This window comes from Nocardia farcinica (genome assembly GCF_001182745.1).
Lineage (GTDB): Bacteria > Actinomycetota > Actinomycetes > Mycobacteriales > Mycobacteriaceae > Nocardia > Nocardia farcinica.
The window spans coordinates 1,527,822-1,545,969 of sequence record NZ_LN868939.1; the positions used below are offsets into that span (position 1 = coordinate 1,527,822).

Genomic DNA, 18,148 nt, shown 5'->3' on the forward strand with positions numbered 1-18,148 from the left:
CGGGGCGGTGGAATATCGGTCCATGCGCCCAATCCTCGAGGCGGAGGCCGCCGGGCACGGCGTGTCCGGCACAGCGGGCAGGTCTTCGGACTCATGGGCACCGGCCTGATTCGGCCGACCTAGTGGCCGTCGCTTCCCAGGCAGGCGCCCAGTGCTCCATGACGGCGGTCGTTCCCACTCACCGCTGCGGGACAGTCCCGGATTCCCACCGGGTTCCCTCTCACCGGTCCGGTGTCCCGGGCCGGCTTCGACACGATCACTGGAGTTCGGGGCTCCGACTCTGCACGGTGAACGTGAACCAGCTGCGGTCACCATTCTAGTCCAGCCCGACCGCGTGCTGAGGCCTACCGGTAGTCGGCCCGCCGATCGCTGCACCGATCAGCCGGTTCTGCTCCTCGGCGGACCGGTGGGGAGCCGGGGGCGGGTAAGGCTGGATCGAGCGGACGGGGTGGCGATCGGGGGCGCGGGCATCTGCGGTGGCAGCGAGGGTCCCCAGCCGATGCCCGCAAGACCGAGGATTCGCCCGCTGTGCCGGGCGCGTCGCGGCTGGTGGTCGGCGAACCCGCTCGCGAGCGCGCCACCGCGCGCAGGCGATCGGGGTGGACGGTCAGCGCCGGGTTTCAGTGGGTGAGTCGGCGGGGGCGTAAGGGATGTTCGCAGCGAGGTTGTCGTCGACGCGGATGGCCCGCCCGAGCTGTGGGAAGGCTCGTTGTGCGCAGTTCGGGCGTTCGCACACCTTGCAGCCCGCGCCGATCGGGACCGCGGTGGGGTCATCGTGGAGCGGGAGTCCTTGGGAGTACACCAGTTTCTCGGCGTAGGCGAGGTCGCAGCCGAGTCCGATCGCGAAATTGCGCTTGGCGGCGAGGAATCCGGGAGTGTTCTCGTCGGTGGTGCGGGCCAGCCACAGGTACTTGCGGCCGTCGGGCATCTGGGCGATCTGGGTGCGGATTCGCCCCGGGGTTGCGAAGGCGTCGTGGACGACCCACAGCGGGCAGCTGCCGCCGACCCGGGAGAAGTGGAACGCGGTGGCGGACTGGCGTTTGGAGATGTTGCCGGCCCGGTCGATACGCACGAAGAAGAACGGCACACCGCGCTGTCCGGTCCGCTGCAATGTCGACAGGCGGTGACAAACGGTCTCGAAACCGACCTCGAACATCGATGACAGCAACTCGATGTCGTAGCGCAGATCTTCGGCGGCATTACGGAACCTGTTGTAGGGCAGGATGAGCGCTCCGGCGAAATAGTTGGCCAGGCCGATGCGCAACAGGTCGCGTGATGCGGTGGGCAGATTCGACATGGCGGTGATCGCGTCGATGGTGTGGTTGTGCGTCAGGAACGCCAGCTGGGTCGCGAGCTGGAATGCGCGCTGACCGGCTGAGAGTCGTCGTGCGAGCGCGATGTGGCGCGCTGCGGGATCGTAGACACGCTTGGGGCCGGGATCGGTCGGATCGTCGGAGCGAATCGTGACGGTGATGCCGTGGCGCTCGTGCAACAGGCGGGTCAGCTGCAGGTCCAACCCGCCGATGCTGAGCCGATTGTCCTGAAACATCGATTCCGCGGCGGAGTCGAGCTCGGGTATGTGGTTGCGATGGTCGTAGAAGAAGTCGCGCACGTCCTCGTACGGAGTCACCGCCGTGGCACTCGCGGCTGGAGCCTCGAGACCAGCGGAGATCTGCTCGAGCTGCTGCGTCGCGCTGCGCAGTCTGCGATGCAAGTTCACCAGCAGATGCGCGGCGGCCGGGACCCGCGTGGTGAGATCCTCGAGTTCGGCATTGCTGATGCCCGCGGCATCGGGATCCTCGATGAACACCTCATGGAGATCGGCCAGCAGTCGTGCGTCGGTGTCGGTAGCGAAGAAGCCCATGTCCAGATCGAAGGCGGCATTGAGTTTGAGCAGCACCTGGACGGTCAGCGGACGCTGATCGTTCTCGAGCTGATTGACATAGCTCACCGATAGCCCGAGCAGTTTTGCCAGCGCGGTCTGCGACAGCCCGCGCTGGTCGCGCAGTGCGCGCAGCCGCGCGCCCGCGAACATCTTCTGCATGACCCGAATCTATCACGCGCACCATTCGCAACTTTCACAGATTTGCCGGCGATCTTCCACATATTTCGGCATCTGCGAGGCATTTTGCCCGCAAATCGAACTGTGTAACGTGCGAACGGTATCGGTGAATATTTGACGTCCGGGAGGCCAGCGCTGTGAAGCACCATCTTGTCCGTACCCACCGCTCTGCCGAGGACTTCCCTCGTGAGGAGCACTTGGCGTGGCGGATCGCCGAGGTAGCCACCGATGCCGTGGAGGTTCCGGCCGACACCGAGGAGATGATTGTCAACCGCATCATCGACAACGCCTCGGTCGCCGCGGCCTCGATCACCCGCCGACCGGTCGCCAACGCTCGCGCCCAAGCCTTGGCCCACACCTACCGCCCGGGCGCGACCGTATTCGGCGTGCCGGGCCGGTTCTCCCCGGAATGGGCCGCCTGGGCCAACGGAGTCGCGGTCCGCGAACTCGACTTCCACGACACCTTCCTGGCCGCGGAGTACTCACACCCGGGCGACAACATCGCTTCGATTCTCGCCGTCGCCCAACACTCCGGTCGCAATGGCGCGGACCTGATCCGTGGCCTGGCCACCGGCTACGAGATCCAGGTCGACCTGGTACGTGCGATCTGCCTGCATGAGCACAAGATCGACCACGTCGCCCACCTCGGCCCCTCGGCCGCCGCAGGTATCGGCACTCTGCTCGGTCTCGACGCCGAGACCATCTACCAGGCGATCGGACAGGCTCTGCACACCACGACCGCTACACGCCAGTCCCGCAAGGGTGAAATCTCGAGCTGGAAGGCCTACGCGCCTGCCTTCGCCGGAAAGATGGCCGTCGAGGCGGTCGATCGCGCGATGCGCGGTGAGGGCGCCCCCTCGCCGATCTGGGAGGGCGAAGACGGTGTCATCGCGTGGCTGCTCGGCGGCCCGAATGCCGAGTACTCGGTGCCGTTGCCGGCGCCGGGCGAGGCCAAGCGCGGCATCCTCGACACCTACACCAAGGAGCACTCGGCCGAGTACCAGAGCCAAGCGCCGATCGACCTGGCGTTCCGCCTGCGCGAGCGAGTCGGTGATCTGGATCAGATCGCGACCGTCGTGCTGCACACCAGCCACCACACGCATCACGTGATCGGCACCGGCTCGAACGATCCGCAGAAGTTCGATCCCCAGGCCTCGCGCGAAACCCTCGATCACTCGCTCATGTATATTTTTGCGGTTGCCCTGCAGGACGGAACCTGGCACCACGAGCGCTCCTACGCTCCCGAGCGCGCACAGCGGCCCGACACGATCGAGCTGTGGCGCAAGATCTCCACTGCCGAGGATCCGGAGTGGACTCGTCGCTACCACTCGACCGACCCGAACGAGAAAGCCTTCGGCGCCCGGGCCGAAATCACCTTGAAGAGCGGCGAAGTGATCGTCGACGAGCTGGCTGTCGCCGATGCGCATCCGTTGGGCGCCCGTCCGTTCACGCGGGAGCAGTATATCGCGAAGTTCCGCACCCTAGCCGAAGGCGTAATCGAGCAGGCCGAGCAGGATCGGTTCCTCGACGTCGCCCAGCGAACCCCGGAGCTGACGGCCGAGGAGCTGGGTCAGCTGAACTTCACGGTCTCCGAAGAGGTCTTGGCCCGCGCGCCGAAGCTGCCGAAGGGGCTGTTCTGATGACCGGCCTGCTGGCAGCGTCGACCTCGGTCTCCGACAAGCGTCTTGCATTCCGGGCGGGCCTGGCATCAGACCGGATCCAGCGCATCCCGGGCGCGTTCAGCCCGTTGGTGGCCAGGCTGATCCAGGAGATCGGCTTCGAAGGCGTCTACGTCTCCGGCGCGGTGGTCTCCGCCGACCTCGCCCTGCCCGATATCGGGCTCACCACGCTCAGCGAGGTCACCGAGCGCGGCCGCCAGATCGCCCGCGTCACCGATCTACCGGTGCTCATCGACGCCGACACCGGCTTCGGCGAACCGATGAGCGCCGCACGCACCGTCACCTTCCTCGAGGACGCAGGCATCGCCGGAGCCCACTTCGAGGACCAGGTCAACCCGAAGAGGTGTGGGCATCTCGACGGCAAGACCGTAGTCCCCGTCGAGGAAATGGTGCGGCGCCTGCGGGCAGCGGTCGCGGCTCGCCGCGATCCGAGCTTCGTCATCTGCGCTCGCACCGATGCCGCGGGCATCGAAGGCATCGACGCGGCGATCGAGCGGGCACAGGCCTACGTCGCGGCGGGAGCGGATCTGATCTTCACCGAAGCCCTGCACACCCCGGCCGACTTCGAGAAGTTCCGCGCCGCGGTGGACATCCCGCTGCTGGCGAACATGACCGAGTTCGGCAAGTCCGAGCTGATTCCGGCCGCCACGCTGGAGAAGATCGGCTACAACGCCGTGATCTACCCGGTATCGACGCTGCGGTTGGCGATATTCGCCGCCGAGGCCGGCCTGCGGGAGATCTTCGAGCAGGGCACCCAGTCCGGTCTGCTGGATCGGATGCAACATCGCAGCCGGCTCTACGAGCTGCTGCAGTACGAGCGCTACAACGAATTCGATTCCGCCATCTTCAATTTCACCCTCGGAAGGAATCAGTGATGACCGACATCGCTGTGCCCACCATCTACAAAGGCCTCGCCGGCGTCGTCGTCGACACCACCTCGATCTCCCAGGTGGTCCCCGAGACGAACTCGCTGACCTACCGCGGCTATCCCGTACAGGACCTGGCGGCGATCTGCTCCTTCGAACAGGTCGCCTACCTGCTCTGGCACGGCGAGCTGCCCACAGATTCCCAACTGGCCCTATTCACCCAACGGGAACGGGCGGCACGACGGGCTAATCGTTCGTTGCTGTCGTTGATCGCGAAGCTGCCCGACAACTGCCATCCGATGGATGTCGTGCGCACCGCGATCAGCTATCTCGGCGCCGAGGACCCTGCCGAGGAAGACAATTCCTCCAAGGCCAACCTGGCCAAGTCGCTACAGATGCTGGCCGTGCTACCCACGATTGTGGCTGCCGATCACCGTCGCCGCCGTGGCCTGGACCCCATCGAGCCACACTCCCATCTCGGGTTCGCCGAGAATTTCCTGAACATGTGCTTCGGGAGAGTTCCAGCGCCGGAGCTTGTGAAGGCATTCGAGGTTTCGCTGATCCTCTACGCCGAGCATGGTTTCAACGCTTCCACCTTCGCCGCTCGGGTCGTGACCTCGACCCTGGCCGATATCTACAGTGCGGTCACCGCGGCCATCGGCGCGTTGAAGGGTCCGTTGCACGGTGGTGCCAACGAGGCGGTCATGCGTGACATGCTCGAGATCGGCGATCCCGCGCGGGCCGAGCAGTGGTTACGAAACAAGCTGGCGAACAAGGAAAAGGTGATGGGCTTCGGGCACCGGGTCTACAAGAACGGTGACTCCCGCGTGCCGACAATGAAGAACGCGTTGCTGGATATAGCCGCGGCCACCGGCGGTGGCAAGTGGGTCCAGATGTACGAGATCCTCGAGCACACCATGATCGAGGCCACCGGCATCAAGCCGAACCTCGATTTCCCGACCGGCCCCGCGTATTTCCTGCTCGGCTTCGATATCGAGGTGTTCACCCCGATTTTCGTGATGAGCCGCATCACTGGCTGGACCGCTCACGTCATCGAACAAGGTGCGGCCAACGCGCTCATCCGGCCGCTCAGCGAGTACGCTGGCGTGCCGCAGCGCGCCGTCGGCACCTGAGCGGCATCCCGACCGTACTCACCGGTGCGGGCCGTACCCGTTCCTCGGCGCGGCACGTCAACCCGACACCGTCGCGGCCTACTTCGACGAGGTGAACAAGTCCCGCGGCGACAACCCCCGCCTCGACGACGCCATCGACCGCGTCGGCAAGGAACTCGCCGACCTGTCCGACATCGAATACCGGGCCCGGCGCGTGGTCGAACTCATGGCCCTGGTCCTGCAAGGCGCCCAGCTGGTGCGGCACGGACACCGCGCGGTGGCCGACGCCTTCTGCGCCACCCGATTGGGGGATGACTGGGGAATCGCGTTCGGGACATTGCCGACCGGGGTCGACACCGAATCGATCATCGAGCGCGCGTTCGTGGAGTGAGGGGCTGATGTCGCCGGCTACCTGTGGGGTCGGTGTCGGGCCGCTGGCACGAGGGGGAACTGGCGTGAGTTCGGGGATGTGGTGACGATCAGTTGATTTCGTCGCCCTGGGCGGTCAGCGTGCGGCTGGACTCCTCGTCTACTGCCTGGAGTTGACCGATCGCGGCCAGGTAGGCGTCGCGCATGGTGGTGACGATCTCGATGTGCTGGTCGATGCGGGCGAGGGCGTTGTCGTTGGGATCGTGGGGTGCGCCGCCGGTCGCCTTCTGCTCGAACTTCACTCGCAGTTCGTTGGCGGAAGGGAGCCCGCCGTAGCCGGAGAGACGGTCCAGCTGCTGGGCATCGCGCCTGATGTACAACAGTTGTTGCCGGAGTGCCTCGCAACGGTCGTGTAAGGCTTGGCCGATCTCGGTGTCGAGCCTGAACTCGCCGTTGATGCCCTGTTCTTTGAGAGTTCGCCACTGCTGCAAATGTGATTCGGTGTCCGCCATGTCGTCCCCCGTAAGACTCGGTTATTTCGGTAGGTGTGGTTCGAGTGTGATCGCGTGTTCGATCGCCAGATCGCACGATTCTCGAATGGGCCTGCTGTCGAACCATCCGACCGCAATCTCGAACATTCCTTGTTCGGCAGGCAGGCTGACGTAGCAGACGTCACCACCTTCGATCTTGTTCGTGTTCACGAGTCCCTGCCGACCCCCGATGGTTATCTCGCGAATGATCTCGACATTGGGATTCTTGCGAGTGTCCTCGATGGTGTGGCTGGTCGACAGCAGGTCCATGCGGTAGCTGAAGACCGACGGTTCCCACCCGCAGATCCGCCACGACGAGACCTTGTCCGGGTTGACGATGTTGCGTTCCGTGGACGGGTCGAGTCCGAGCTCGATGAGCCATTCGTCGGGGATGTCGGTGCAGGGGTCGAGCAGGTTGTCCATCTCAGGCTCTGCCGGGGTGGGGGTGCCCGGTCGGGTGCCGCCGAGGTCGACTGTTCCGCAGCCGGTGACCAGACCGAGAAGCGTGGCAACGGCAATTACGGTGCGGGCGACGGTCGCCGTGATGTGCATGTCCCCTCCCTATGTCGACAGCACAGTCAACATATAACGTGCGGTGTTCACACCGCCGTGGTCGCCCTGTGCTCGGGCTGGCCTTCATCCCGCTGTGGTTTCCGCGGACTCGCGAGACGGCAGGGAGCGTGCAGGCAGGCGCACGGGTGTTTCCGCACCGTCGCGGTGCGAGCTGGTCCGCGGAGCCTGCCCCCGGGTCGAAATCTCGAGGGCAACAGAAGCCCGAATCTCTCGATACGCTGACGCCGTGGGCGACGACGAGATCTCACCGGCTGCGCTGGCACGCGATGTGTCGGCCCGAGCGCAGCGGCTCGACCGCCGCTACCTGCTCGGCATCGCCGGCCCACCCGGCGCGGGGAAATCGACTCTCGCGAAAGCCCTGTGCCACGAGCTGAACGAGCTGGCCGGTGCGAACATCGCCGCCGAAGCCCCCATGGACGGCTACCACCTCCCCAACGTCCGCCTGCGGGAAATGGGCAGGCTGCCGAACAAGGGCGAACCGGACACCTTCGACAGCGAAGGCTACGTGGCGAACCTGGAGCGCCTGCGGGACACCTCGCTCGGCCACGAAGTCACATGGCCGACCTTCGACCGTGCCCTCGACGAGCCCACTCCCGCGGGCGTCGTGTTCACGACCGAACGCATCGCCGTCACCGAGGGCAACTACCTCCTCGTGGACGATCCCGCGCTCGGCGCCTGGCACGAGGTCCGCAACCTCCTCGACGCCTGCTGGTATCTCGACGCCGACCCGAGCGTCCTCACCCCCCGGCTGATCCGGCGCCACCTCGACGGCGGGCGCTCGCCCGCGGCCGCGCACCGCAAGGTGACCGACAGCGACCTGCGCAACGCCCGTCTCGTCGCCGGGACCCGGCGGCGCGCCGATCTGGTGCTCCGGGAACGCGACGGCCGCTACGTCCGCGCCTGACCGGCGGAACCGGCGCGTACACCACCGATCGGTGCCGGAAAGGCAGATCATGAACGAATGACCTCGACCCGCACCCGCGCCCGCGTGCTGCACAACGGCGCGGCCCTGCTCTGTGCGCTGCTGCTGTACTACGGCCTGCCGCTGGATTGGGGCACCGACACCCCGGTGCTCACCCGGGTGTTCGGGCTGGTCGCGTTCCTGGCCGGGCTCGGCGGGACGGTCTGGCTGGCGGCACGCCAGCTGCGGCGCTACCTCGCCGCGCCGGAGGGGCCGGGGCGGCAGGTCGACGGCATCCTGCTGGTGCTCATGGTGGTGATCGTGTTCTTCGCGCTGTTCTACTACCGGCTCGAGGTGCACGATCCGGGACAGTTCGCGGGACTGGAGACGCGCACCGACGCGCTCTACTACACGATCGTCACCCTCGGCACGGTCGGCTTCGGCGACATCCACGCGGTCGGGCAGGCCGCGCGGGTCGCGGTGATGGTGCAGATCGTGTTCGACCTCGTGGTCATCGGCACGCTGCTCGCGGTGATGACCACGACGATCATGCGCAGGCTCGATGCCGACCGGCCGCGCGAATGACGGTCAGCGGTGGGCCCGGTACCAGCGGATCAGTGCGTCGGTGGAGGAGTCGTCCTGCGGGGCGGGGTCCTCGGCGGCGGTGAGCAGCGGCGCCAGCGCCAGCGCCTGCTGTTTGCCGAGTTCCACACCCCACTGGTCGAAACTGTCGATGCCCCAGATGACGCCCTCCACGAAGACCTGGTGTTCGTAGAGCGCGATCAGCTGGCCGACCACCGCGGGGGTCAGTTGCGGGGCGAGGATGGTGGTGCTCGGGCGGTTGCCGGGCATCACCTTGTGCGGCACCAGGTTCGGTGCGGTGCCCTCGGCGGCGATCTCCTCGGCCGTTTTGCCGAAGGCGAGCACCTTGGTCTGGGCGAACAGGTTGCTCATCAGCACGTCGTGCATGCTGCCGGTGCCGTCGGCGGTCGGCAGGTCGTCGGTGGGGCGGGCGAAGCCGATGAAGTCGGCGGGGATCAGCCGGGTGCCCTGGTGCAGCAGCTGGTAGAAGGCGTGCTGGCCGTTGGTGCCCGGCTCGCCCCAGAAGATCTCGCCGGTGGCGGTGGTGACGGGGGTGCCGTCGGCGCGCACCGACTTGCCGTTGGACTCCATCGTCAACTGTTGCAGATAGGCCGGGAAGCGCGCGAGATCGTTGGAATACGGCAGTACCGCACGTGATTCCGCGCCGAAGAAGTTCGCGTACCAGATGCCGAGCAGGCCGAGCAGCACCGGGGCGTTGGCCTCGAGCGGCGCGGTCGCGAAATGCGTGTCCACGGCGTGCATTCCGGCCAGGAACTCCGCGAAGCGCTCCTTGCCGATGGTGGCCATCACCGACAGGCCGATCGCCGAATCCACCGAGTAGCGGCCGCCGACCCAGTCCCAGAAGCCGAACATGTTGGCGGTGTCGATGCCGAAGGCCGACACCCGCTCGGCGTTGGTGGACACCGCCACGAAATGTTTGGCGACCGCGTCCTCGCCGAGCGCGGCGACCAGCCAGCGGCGGGCGGCGGTGGCGTTGGTGAGGGTCTCGAGGGTGGAGAAGGTCTTGGAGGCGACGATGAACAGCGTGGTCGCCGGATTCAGGCCGGCGAGCTCGGCGACCAGGTCGGCCGGGTCGACGTTGGAGACGAACCGGGCGGTGATCCCGGCGTCGGCGTAGTGGCGCAGCGCCTGGTGCACCATCACCGGGCCGAGGTCGGAGCCGCCGATGCCGATGTTGACCACGGTCTCGATGCGTTCGCCGGTCGCGCCCCGCCACTGCCCCGAGCGCAGCGCGTCGGTGAATTCGCCCATCCGGCGCAGGACTTCGTGGACCTGGGCGCCCGCGTCGGCGCCGTCGATGGTCATGGTCCGGCCGGCAGGCAGCCGGAGCGCGACATGGCCGACGGCACGGTCCTCGGAGGTGTTGATGTGCTCGCCCGCGAACATCGCGTCGCGGTGGGCCTCCACTCCGGCCTCGCGCGCCAATTCGACCAGCAGTTGCAGGGTTTCGCGGGTCGCGCGATGTTTGCTGTAGTCGATGTGCAGGTCGGCGACCTGGAGGGTCAGCTCACGTCCGCGCTCCGGGTCCTCGGCGAAGATCTCTCTCAGGTGCCGCTGGGCGAGGGCGCCGTGATGATCGTGCAGTTTCCGCCATGCCGCCGATGCGGTGATGTCGCTGCTCACGTCCGCGAGGGTACTCACCGGCGCGGCGGCGTGCACGGGCAACGCAGCTCGCCGACCTGCCTGCCGCGGCCGCCGCTGCTGTCTACGCTGGCGACATGGTGTCCGTACCCGAACTACTCGAATCCGTCCCGACGCAACTGTGGATCGGCGGGCCCGTCGATGCCACCGGTGGCGCCACCTTCCCCGTGCACGATCCGGCCACCGGTGAGGTGCTCACCCACGTCGCCGACGCGACCCCCGAGGACGCGGTGCGCGCCCTCGACGCGGCGGTGGCCGTGCAGGACGAATGGGCCGCCACGCCCGCGCGCACCCGCGGGGAGATCCTGCGCGCGGTGTTCGACGCGATCACCGCCCGCGCCGAGGACTTCGCCCTGCTGATGACCCTGGAGATGGGCAAGGCGCTGGGGGAGAGCCGCAACGAGGTGCGCTACGGCGCGGAGTTCTTCCGCTGGTTCAGCGAGGAGGCCGTGCGCGTGCACGGCCGCTACCAGCACGCGCCGTCGGGGACCGGCCGGATCATCGTGCACAAGCAGCCGGTCGGCCCGTGCCTGGCGATCACCCCGTGGAACTTCCCGCTGGCGATGGGCACGCGCAAGATCGGCCCCGCGCTGGCCGCGGGCTGCACGATGATCGTCAAACCCGCTTCCGAGACGCCGCTGACCATGCTGTTGCTGGCCAGGCTGTGCAGCGAGGCGGGCCTGCCCGACGGCGTGCTCTCGGTGATCACGACCAAGCATTCGAGCGCGGTCACCAAGCCGCTGCTCGACGATCCCCGGCTGCGCAAGCTCACCTTCACCGGCTCCACCGAGGTCGGCAAGAAGCTGGTCGAGCAGTCGGCGAACAAGCTGCTGCGCACGTCGATGGAACTCGGCGGCAACGCCCCGTTCGTGGTGTTCGACGACGCCGACGTCGACGCCGCCGTACAGGGCGCGATGCTGGCGAAACTGCGCAACGGCGGCGAGGCGTGCACCGCCGCCAACCGCTTCCACGTGCAGCGCGGGGTGGCCGAGGAGTTCACCGACAAGCTGGTGGAGGCGATGCGCAGTTCGGTGCGGCTCGGGCCGGGCACCGACCCGGAGACCACGCTGGGGCCGCTCGTCAACGCCGACCAGCTGGCCACCGTCACCGAGCTGGTGGACGACGCGGTGTCGGCGGGCGCCCGGGTGCGCCTCGGCGGCGAGGCGCCGGGCGGCCCCGGCTGGTTCTACCCGGCGACCGTGCTCAGCGACGTCCCGGACCGGGCACGGATTCTGAACGAGGAGGTCTTCGGTCCGGTCGCGCCCGTGGTCACCTTCGACACCGAGGAACAGGGCCTGGCCGCCGCCAACGACACCCGATTCGGCCTGGTCAGCTACATCTACACCCGTGACCTGGACCGCGCGCTGCGGGTGGCCGAGGGGCTGGAATCGGGCATGGTCGGCATCAACCGAGGAGTCATCTCCGACCCGGCCGCGCCCTTCGGCGGCGTCAAGGAATCCGGCTTCGGCAGGGAGGGCGGCTTCGAAGGCATCGAGGAGTACCTGTCGACGAAGTACATCGCCCTGTGAGCGGCTACCCCGCCCGTGAGCGGTGATCTGGCGATGAGCAGCGGTCCCCCCGCGCGGAACGTCGCGCAGTCCGGTTGCCGGCACTGCGCGGCGTTCGTCCCCCCTCGGTCGGACTAGCGGCCCAGCCTGCCCCGCCCGAGACGCAGCAGCAGCATGGCGAGGGTGTGGCCCTCCTGGCCCAGCTCGCTGAAGCGCTCCAGCACCTTCATCTCGCGGCTGTGGACCAGGCGCGGGCCGCCGGAGGCCATCCGGGTGCGGCCGATCAGCCGGGAGATCTCGGTGCGTCGCTTGATGGCGGCGAGGATTTCGGCGTCGAGCTGGTCGATCTCCTTACGGAGCTTGTCGATCTCCGCCTCGGTCTGCGGCAGTGCCGCGTCGGACCCGGTGGTCGTGGCAGGGGTGCTGCTCATATTCATCTCCTCGTGTCAGAACGTGGATCGGTGGGTGCGCGCCGCGCGTTACCGTCCGGTTCTTTCACCGTGAAACAGACCTGGTGGGCCTTCCATAGTCCCCCCAGAAGTGCGATCTCAGCTACAGGTTCCGCGAACACGATATCCGGCGGGTAGCCGACTCGGATGCGTCGCGGCGAGACTGATCATGTGGCCAGTCTGCCACGGGTCCTGAGCGATGCAAAACATGTGATGGCGGGGGCTTCGCCCCTGTCGGTGGGCGCCGGTAGCGTGGATGGGCAATGGACATGACGGTGGTTCCCCAGACGACGGCTCCCCAGACGACGCCGGCCGGCCGTTCGCTGGCCGAGCAAGCACAGCAGCGCGCCGACGACCAGGCCCGACGCCGCGCCGACCGCGATCGGCAGCGGGCCGAACAGGTCGAGCGCCTGCTCGACGGCCTCAACCCGCAGCAGCGGGCCGCGGTGGTCCACGCGGGCTCGCCGCTGTTGATCGTCGCGGGCGCGGGCTCGGGCAAGACCGCGGTGCTCACCCGGCGCATCGCCTACCTGCTCGCCGCACGGGACGTCTCGCCCGGCCAGATCCTGGCGATCACCTTCACCAACAAGGCCGCCGCGGAGATGCGGGAGCGCGTCACGGGGCTGGTCGGCCCGCGCGCGGCCACCATGTGGGTGTCGACCTTCCATTCCAGTTGCGTGCGGATCCTGCGCATGCAGGCGGCGCTGCTGCCCGGCCTGAATTCCAATTTCTCCATCTACGACGCCGACGATTCGCGGCGATTGCTGACCATGATCAGCCGCGATCTGGATATCGACACCAAGAAATACTCCGCGCGGTTGCTGGCCACGGCCATCTCCAATCTCAAGAACGAGCTGATCGGCCCGGAGCAGGCGAGCGCCGACGCCGAGTCCGACGAATCCGAGTTGCCCGGCCTGGTGGCCCGCGTCTACACCGAATACCAGCGCAGGCTGCGCGCGGCGAACGCGCTGGATTTCGACGACCTGATCGGCGAGACCGTCGCCCTGTTGCAGAACCACCCGCAGGTCGCCGAGTACTACCGCCGCCGGTTCCGGCACGTGCTGGTCGACGAGTACCAGGACACCAACCACGCGCAGTACGTGCTGGTGCGCGAACTCGTCGGACATCACAGCGCGGCGGACGACACCGAGGACGCGGTGCCGCCGAGCGAACTGTGCGTGGTGGGCGACGCCGACCAGTCGATCTACGCCTTCCGCGGGGCGACCATCCGCAACATCGAGGAATTCGAGCGCGATTTCCCCGACGCGGAGACCATTCTGCTCGAGCAGAACTACCGCTCCACCCAGAACATCCTGTCCGCCGCCAACGCGGTGATCGCCCGCAACGAGGGCAGGCGCGAGAAGCGGCTGTGGACCGATTCGGGCGAGGGCGACCTGATCGTCGGCTACGTCGCCGACAACGAGCACGACGAGGCCTCCTTCGTCGCCAGGGAGATCGATCGCCTGGTCGACCAGGGCGAGGCGAACTACGGCGACGTCGCGGTGTTCTATCGCACCAACAACAACTCCCGTGCGCTGGAGGAGATCTTCATCCGCATGGGGCTGCCGTACAAGGTGGTCGGCGGCGTGCGCTTCTACGAGCGCAAGGAGGTCCGCGACATCGTGGCCTACCTGCGGGTGCTGGAGAACCCCGACGACGCGGTCAGCCTGCGCCGCATTCTCAACACCCCCCGCCGCGGGATCGGTGACCGGGCCGAAGCCTGCGTCGCGGTGCACGCCGAACAGCGCGGCATCGGCTTCGCCGCCGCGCTGCGCGACGCCGCCGAGGGCAAGGTGGCACTGCTCAACACCCGTGCCCAGCGGGCCATCGCCGGGTTCCTCGACCTGCTCGAAGAGATCCGGGCCGCCGGTGAACAGGCCGACGCCGACTTCCCCGATGTCGGCAACGTGGTGGAAGCGGTGCTCGACCGCACCGGCTACCGCGCCGAACTGGAAGCCTCCGACGATCCGCAGGACGGCGCCCGGCTCGACAACCTGAACGAACTGGTCAGCGTGGCACGGGAATTCAGCTCCGAGGCCTACAACAACGCGGTCGCCGCCCGCGAGGAGGGCATCCTGCCCGAACAGGCCGAGGGCGAACCCGATCCCGGCTCGCTGGCGGCCTTCCTCGAGCGGGTCTCGCTGGTCGCCGACACCGACCAGATCCCCGACGAGGGCGCCGGGGTGGTCACCATGATGACCCTGCACACCGCCAAGGGCCTGGAGTTCCCGGTGGTCTTCGTGACCGGCTGGGAGGACGGGCAGTTCCCGCACATGCGCGCGCTGGGCGATCCCACCGAGCTGGCCGAGGAACGCAGGCTCGCCTACGTCGGCATCACCCGGGCCAGGCAGCGGCTGTATCTGACCCGGGCGGTGGTCCGCTCCGGCTGGGGCCAGCCGGTGTCGAACCCGGAATCGCGGTTCCTGCAGGAGATTCCCGACCACCTGATCGAGTGGCGCAGGCTGGAGCCTTCGCCCGCCACCCGCGGCATCCGTAAGCGTGGCGGCGACGAGGGGCTGGAGCGGGACTGGACCCGCGGTGACGGCTGGTCCGAGCCGCGTCCCGGGGTGCGCGACCGCGGTCCGCGCCGGCCGGCGCCGGGCGGGGCGAGCCGCAACAACACCAATCTGGTGCTCGCCGTGGGCGACCGGGTCAGCGACGACAAGTACGGGCTGGGCCGGGTGGTCGCCGCCGACGGGTTCGGGCCGCTGGCCACCGTCACGATCGATTTCGGCACGGCGGGCAAGATCCGGCTCATCCCGCAGTACAGCCGGACCCTGGTCAAGCTCTGACGGGCTGGGTAGCGTCGGGGCCGTGGATAGCCTCGCACAGCACCTGGTGTGGTTCCTTCCGATGCTCTGGCTCGGCATGGTGGTCGCCATCTCGTTCCTCGAGGCGCCCCTGAAGTTCCGCGCCCCCGGCATCACCGTCCCGCTGGGGCTCGGCATCGGGCGGATCGTGTTCAAGGCGCTGAACACCGTCGAAGCGGTGCTGGCGGTGCTGCTCGTGCTCGCCTGCCTGGTGCTGGGCCCCGCCACGGCGGTGTGGGTGTGGCTGGGTGTCGCGGTGGCGGTGCTGGCGGTGCAGATCCTGGTGGTCCGCCCACCGCTGTCGCGACGGTCGGATCGGGTGCTGGCGGGGGAGGAGCTGCCGCGCTCGACGGCGCACTACTACTACATCGCGCTCGAGGTGGCCAAGGTGGTCACGCTGATCGGTCTGGCGATCGCCGCGACGCCGTAGCCGGGGCACGGGCGATCAGCAGGCGCGTGTCCGCTGCGGCAGCAGGTCGCGCAGGGCATCGTCCAGGCACGGGTAGTGGAAGCGGTAACCCGCCTCCCGCAGCACCGTCGAGGTGGCGTGCCTGCCGGTCAGTCCCAGTGCCGGATCGGTGCGCAGCACGAGCGCGCCCAGGCGCAGCACCGCGGCGGGCGTCGGCGGCGCGGGCGGGCGGCGCAGGTGCCGCCGCAACGCCGCCATGAGGTCGCGGTTGCGCACCGGGAAATCGGTGGCCGCCACCACGATCCCGCTCGGCAGCGTGACGTCGGGGTCGAGTCCCAGTGCGGCACGGACGACGGCGAGCCAGTCCGCGAGATGGATCCAGCTGAACCACTGCTCGCCCGAGCCGATCCGTCCGCCCAGGCCCGCCGAGGTCAACCGGCACAGCATGCGCAGCGCGGGCGCCTGCGGGTCGAGCACGACGGACGTGCGCAGCACGACGTGGTGGCGGGTGTTCGCGCCGGTGAGGGCGTTCTCCCAGGGCCGCGCCACCCCGGTCATCTGCGGCAGCCCGATCGGCAGCGGCGTGCTCTCCGTGCAGCGGGTCTCGCCCGCGTCCGACCAGATCGCCGTCGTGCTCGCCTGCACCCAGTGCGCGAGCGGACGATCCAGCGACGCGGCGGCCTCGACCAGCGCGCGGGTGGGCCGCACCCTGCTGTCGCGCAGCACCGCGATGTTGGCCGGGGTGGGACGGCAGTCGACGAGCTGGCCGGCGAGGTTGACAACCGCGGTCGGGCCCGGATTGTCCAGCGCCGCAGCCCATTCGCCGACGGTCTCACCGTCCCAGCGCTGCTGCTCGAACGGCAGCCGGGGGTCGGGCGTGCGAGTGAGCACGACCACGCGCACGGCGCGGCAGGTGAGGTCGGCGGCCAGGTGCCGACCCAGGGAACCGGTGCCGCCGGCGATCACGACCGTCAAGGCGTCGGGGCCGGGCTCGATCCCGACGAGCCGGGCCAGCCGGGCGAAACTCACCCGCAGGTCGCCCTCCAGAACCCGGCCGAGTACGGCCCGGGCGGGGGCGGCGAAGGGGCCGGTGCAGGTGAGTTCCTGGGTCAGCTCCGTGCCCGCGCCGGACGGCCGCAGCCGCCACGAGATCCGCACGCGGCCAAGGGGATCCGGCTGGTCGATGGTGATCGCGCGGCCCGGGGTGAGTTCGGTGATCGTGAACGGCTCGGCGGTCCTGCGGTGCAGCGGGCCGAGCATCCGCCCACTCGGCGCGCAGTCACCGGTCGTGCCCGGTTCCGCCGGGCCGTGCAGCACCACCGAGGTGATCCCCGGATGCCAGTGCGGCCAGCGGCCCGGGTCACCGACCACCGCCCAGACGGCTTCCGGTGGGGCGGCGAGGAACTGGGTGTACGTCGTTGTACGAGCCATGAGGCGACGCTACTGCCGGGCGGGAGCGCCGGGAAGCGTGCCGTCGGTCACCCCGGGGCGGGGTGGTCAGTCGCGCTGCGGGCCGAGGCTGATGCCGCGAGTGGCCAGCCACGGCACGGGATCGACCTTGTCGCTGCCGTTGAGCCACACCTCGAAGTGCACGTGCGGACCGGTGGAGAAGCCGCGGTTGCCGACGGTGGCGATCTGGTCACCGGCCAGCACCCGCTCGCCCGCGGACACGGTGGCGGTGTCGATGTGGCCGTAGACGGTGACCGTGCCGTCGTCGTGCAGCAGCCGGACCCACATGCCGAACCCGGAGGCGGGGCCCGCTTCGATCACGGTGCCGTCGGCGACGGCGTAGATCGGGGTGCCGATGGGCGCGGCGACATCGATGCCGAGATGCTGGACGCCCCAGCGGGCGCCGAAGCCGGAGGTGAAGTTGCCCGCGGCGAACTTGGCGAAGAGCGGGCGCAGCTTGGCGGCCTCGGCGGCGGCCAGTTCCTCGGCGTACTTGCGGCCCTTTTCGAGCATGTCGCCGAACTGGCCGATGTTCGCGGGCGAGGAGACGTTGAGCACCTGCGGCGAATCGGGCGAGGCGGTGGGGTCCTCGAGGCTCATGGACTGCGCGGCGATCTCGTGGATCTGGCCCGCGGCCTCGTAGTCGATGGTCTGCGAAGGCTGCTGCGGCGAGGCCATCGCGGCCTGGCCCGCGGCGACGACCGCGCCCGCGGCGACCGCGACGACGGCGGCGCGGCCCTTGAGCGCGGTGGGCGGCGCGGGCATGCGGTGCGCACCGCCGCGGCGGCTGCCCGCGCGGGCGGGGATGACGGCGGGGGCCGCCGGGCTCTCGGGCTCGTCCCAGGACGCGTCGGCCTCGTCGTCGGCCGTCCACCGCTGGTCACGGTCGGCGGTCCACTCGTCGGCCGGCTCGCCGGACCAGTCGTTCCCGGTCCAGGGTTCCTCGCTGCCGGGCGTCCACTGCGCCGGCTGTTGTGCCCAGGCGTTGTTGTCGCAGGCGCCCTGCCACTGGCTCGGGTCGGACTCGGTAGCGGCGGTCGCGTCGGCGATCGTCGCGTCGGCGGCAGACCGGGTCTGCTCGCCGCCCCAGGCGCCGCCGTCGGACCAGGACGCCTGCTGGTTCCACGAGTCCTGCCTGCTCCACGAATCCTGCTCGGTCCAGGCGGACTGCTGATCCCACTCCTGCT

The 18,148-nt window shown here is 68.7% G+C and carries 15 protein-coding genes, 1 pseudogene and 1 riboswitch; of the genes and pseudogenes, 9 read left to right on the plus strand and 7 right to left on the minus strand.

Annotated features, from left to right (window positions below; genetic code table 11):
- Nucleotides 1-59 precede the first annotated feature (59 nt).
- Nucleotides 60-261, minus strand: a riboswitch (cobalamin riboswitch).
- Nucleotides 262-607: 346 nt separating this feature from the next.
- Nucleotides 608-2,044 carry a short-chain fatty acyl-CoA regulator family protein gene (locus AMO33_RS23780; protein WP_060594349.1) on the minus strand — a complete coding sequence of 479 codons (1,437 nt, stop codon included), beginning with the start codon at nucleotides 2,042-2,044 and terminating at the stop codon, nucleotides 608-610.
- A gap of 155 nt (nucleotides 2,045-2,199) precedes the next feature.
- Between AMO33_RS23780 and prpD the strand changes: the two genes are divergently transcribed.
- The 4 genes and pseudogenes from prpD to AMO33_RS23800 all read left to right on the plus strand — a co-directional run.
- Complete coding sequence (gene prpD / locus AMO33_RS23785) at nucleotides 2,200-3,702, plus strand: 2-methylcitrate dehydratase PrpD (protein WP_060594350.1); 1,503 nt, start codon at nucleotides 2,200-2,202, stop codon at nucleotides 3,700-3,702.
- Nucleotides 3,702-4,616: a methylisocitrate lyase gene (prpB, locus tag AMO33_RS23790; protein WP_060594351.1), complete on the plus strand. Its 915-nt coding sequence runs from the start codon at nucleotides 3,702-3,704 to the stop codon at nucleotides 4,614-4,616. The genes prpD and prpB overlap by 1 nt, the downstream gene beginning before the upstream one ends.
- Nucleotides 4,616-5,740, plus strand: a complete 1,125-nt coding sequence (locus AMO33_RS23795; RefSeq protein WP_060594352.1) for a bifunctional 2-methylcitrate synthase/citrate synthase — start codon at nucleotides 4,616-4,618, stop codon at nucleotides 5,738-5,740. Before prpB ends, AMO33_RS23795 begins: the two co-directional genes overlap by 1 nt.
- A gap of 55 nt (nucleotides 5,741-5,795) precedes the next feature.
- Nucleotides 5,796-6,110, plus strand: a pseudogene (locus tag AMO33_RS23800) (DNA alkylation response protein); the annotation flags it as partial.
- 88 nt (nucleotides 6,111-6,198) lie between these two features.
- Here the strand turns inward: AMO33_RS23800 and AMO33_RS23805 are convergent.
- Together AMO33_RS23805 and AMO33_RS23810 are read right to left on the minus strand one after the other, a co-directional pair.
- On the minus strand, nucleotides 6,199-6,600 hold the full coding sequence (locus AMO33_RS23805; protein WP_060594354.1) for a hypothetical protein: 402 nt from the start codon (nucleotides 6,598-6,600) through the stop codon (nucleotides 6,199-6,201).
- Nucleotides 6,601-6,621: 21 nt separating this feature from the next.
- Entirely contained in the window at nucleotides 6,622-7,170 is a 549-nt protein-coding gene (locus AMO33_RS23810) for a DUF3558 domain-containing protein (RefSeq protein ID WP_076574130.1), read from the minus strand.
- A gap of 247 nt (nucleotides 7,171-7,417) precedes the next feature.
- On the opposite strand from AMO33_RS23810, the gene AMO33_RS23815 reads away from it, so the two are divergent.
- Both AMO33_RS23815 and AMO33_RS23820 read left to right on the plus strand, forming a co-directional pair.
- Nucleotides 7,418-8,095 carry a nucleoside/nucleotide kinase family protein gene (locus tag AMO33_RS23815; protein ID WP_062954201.1) on the plus strand — a complete coding sequence of 226 codons (678 nt, stop codon included), beginning with the start codon at nucleotides 7,418-7,420 and terminating at the stop codon, nucleotides 8,093-8,095.
- 57 nt (nucleotides 8,096-8,152) lie between these two features.
- The gene (locus tag AMO33_RS23820; protein WP_060594356.1) at nucleotides 8,153-8,677 is read left to right on the plus strand and encodes a potassium channel family protein; all 525 of its coding nucleotides are present in this window, start codon (nucleotides 8,153-8,155) and stop codon (nucleotides 8,675-8,677) included.
- Nucleotides 8,678-8,680: 3 nt separating this feature from the next.
- On the opposite strand, the gene pgi is transcribed toward AMO33_RS23820, so the two are convergent.
- Nucleotides 8,681-10,318 carry a glucose-6-phosphate isomerase gene (gene pgi / locus AMO33_RS23825; RefSeq protein WP_060595121.1) on the minus strand — a complete coding sequence of 546 codons (1,638 nt, stop codon included), beginning with the start codon at nucleotides 10,316-10,318 and terminating at the stop codon, nucleotides 8,681-8,683.
- Nucleotides 10,319-10,413: 95 nt separating this feature from the next.
- On the opposite strand from pgi, the gene AMO33_RS23830 reads away from it, so the two are divergent.
- Nucleotides 10,414-11,865, plus strand: coding sequence for an NAD-dependent succinate-semialdehyde dehydrogenase (locus AMO33_RS23830; protein ID WP_011211532.1), 1,452 nt, complete (start codon nucleotides 10,414-10,416; stop codon nucleotides 11,863-11,865).
- A gap of 113 nt (nucleotides 11,866-11,978) precedes the next feature.
- Here the strand turns inward: AMO33_RS23830 and AMO33_RS23835 are convergent, their stop codons facing one another.
- Nucleotides 11,979-12,275 (minus strand): chorismate mutase, encoded by a 297-nt coding sequence (locus tag AMO33_RS23835; protein WP_041560430.1) that lies wholly within the window; start codon nucleotides 12,273-12,275, stop codon nucleotides 11,979-11,981.
- Nucleotides 12,276-12,556: 281 nt separating this feature from the next.
- Here AMO33_RS23835 and pcrA point away from each other — a divergent pair, with 281 nt between their 5' ends.
- Nucleotides 12,557-15,085 (plus strand): DNA helicase PcrA, encoded by a 2,529-nt coding sequence (pcrA, locus tag AMO33_RS23840; RefSeq protein ID WP_060594357.1) that lies wholly within the window; start codon nucleotides 12,557-12,559, stop codon nucleotides 15,083-15,085.
- Between the two features lie 22 nt (nucleotides 15,086-15,107).
- Nucleotides 15,108-15,533 (plus strand): hypothetical protein, encoded by a 426-nt coding sequence (locus tag AMO33_RS23845; RefSeq protein ID WP_060594358.1) that lies wholly within the window; start codon nucleotides 15,108-15,110, stop codon nucleotides 15,531-15,533.
- Between the two features lie 15 nt (nucleotides 15,534-15,548).
- Here AMO33_RS23845 and AMO33_RS23850 read toward each other — a convergent pair whose 3' ends face one another.
- Entirely contained in the window at nucleotides 15,549-16,943 is a 1,395-nt protein-coding gene (locus tag AMO33_RS23850; protein ID WP_076574127.1) for a DUF1731 domain-containing protein, read from the minus strand.
- A 66-nt stretch (nucleotides 16,944-17,009) separates the two neighbouring features.
- Nucleotides 17,010-18,011, minus strand: coding sequence for a M23 family metallopeptidase (locus AMO33_RS31720; RefSeq protein WP_240327571.1), 1,002 nt, complete (start codon nucleotides 18,009-18,011; stop codon nucleotides 17,010-17,012).
- Nucleotides 18,012-18,148 lie beyond the last annotated feature (137 nt).

Bases quoted from the DNA above. Each gene is read 5' to 3' on its own strand.
- AMO33_RS23810 (WP_076574130.1), bottom strand. From the start codon at position 7,170: ATGCACATCACGGCGACCGTCGCCCGCACCGTAATTGCCGTTGCCACG.
- AMO33_RS23805 (WP_060594354.1), bottom strand. From the start codon at position 6,600: ATGGCGGACACCGAATCACATTTGCAGCAGTGGCGAACTCTCAAAGAA.
- AMO33_RS23780 (WP_060594349.1), bottom strand. From the start codon at position 2,044: ATGCAGAAGATGTTCGCGGGCGCGCGGCTGCGCGCACTGCGCGACCAG.
- AMO33_RS23835 (WP_041560430.1), bottom strand. From the start codon at position 12,275: ATGAGCAGCACCCCTGCCACGACCACCGGGTCCGACGCGGCACTGCCG.
- prpB (WP_060594351.1), top strand. From the start codon at position 3,702: ATGACCGGCCTGCTGGCAGCGTCGACCTCGGTCTCCGACAAGCGTCTT.
- AMO33_RS23850 (WP_076574127.1), bottom strand. From the start codon at position 16,943: ATGGCTCGTACAACGACGTACACCCAGTTCCTCGCCGCCCCACCGGAA.
- AMO33_RS23820 (WP_060594356.1), top strand. From the start codon at position 8,153: ATGACCTCGACCCGCACCCGCGCCCGCGTGCTGCACAACGGCGCGGCC.
- AMO33_RS23830 (WP_011211532.1), top strand. From the start codon at position 10,414: ATGGTGTCCGTACCCGAACTACTCGAATCCGTCCCGACGCAACTGTGG.
- pcrA (WP_060594357.1), top strand. From the start codon at position 12,557: ATGGACATGACGGTGGTTCCCCAGACGACGGCTCCCCAGACGACGCCG.
- AMO33_RS23795 (WP_060594352.1), top strand. From the start codon at position 4,616: ATGACCGACATCGCTGTGCCCACCATCTACAAAGGCCTCGCCGGCGTC.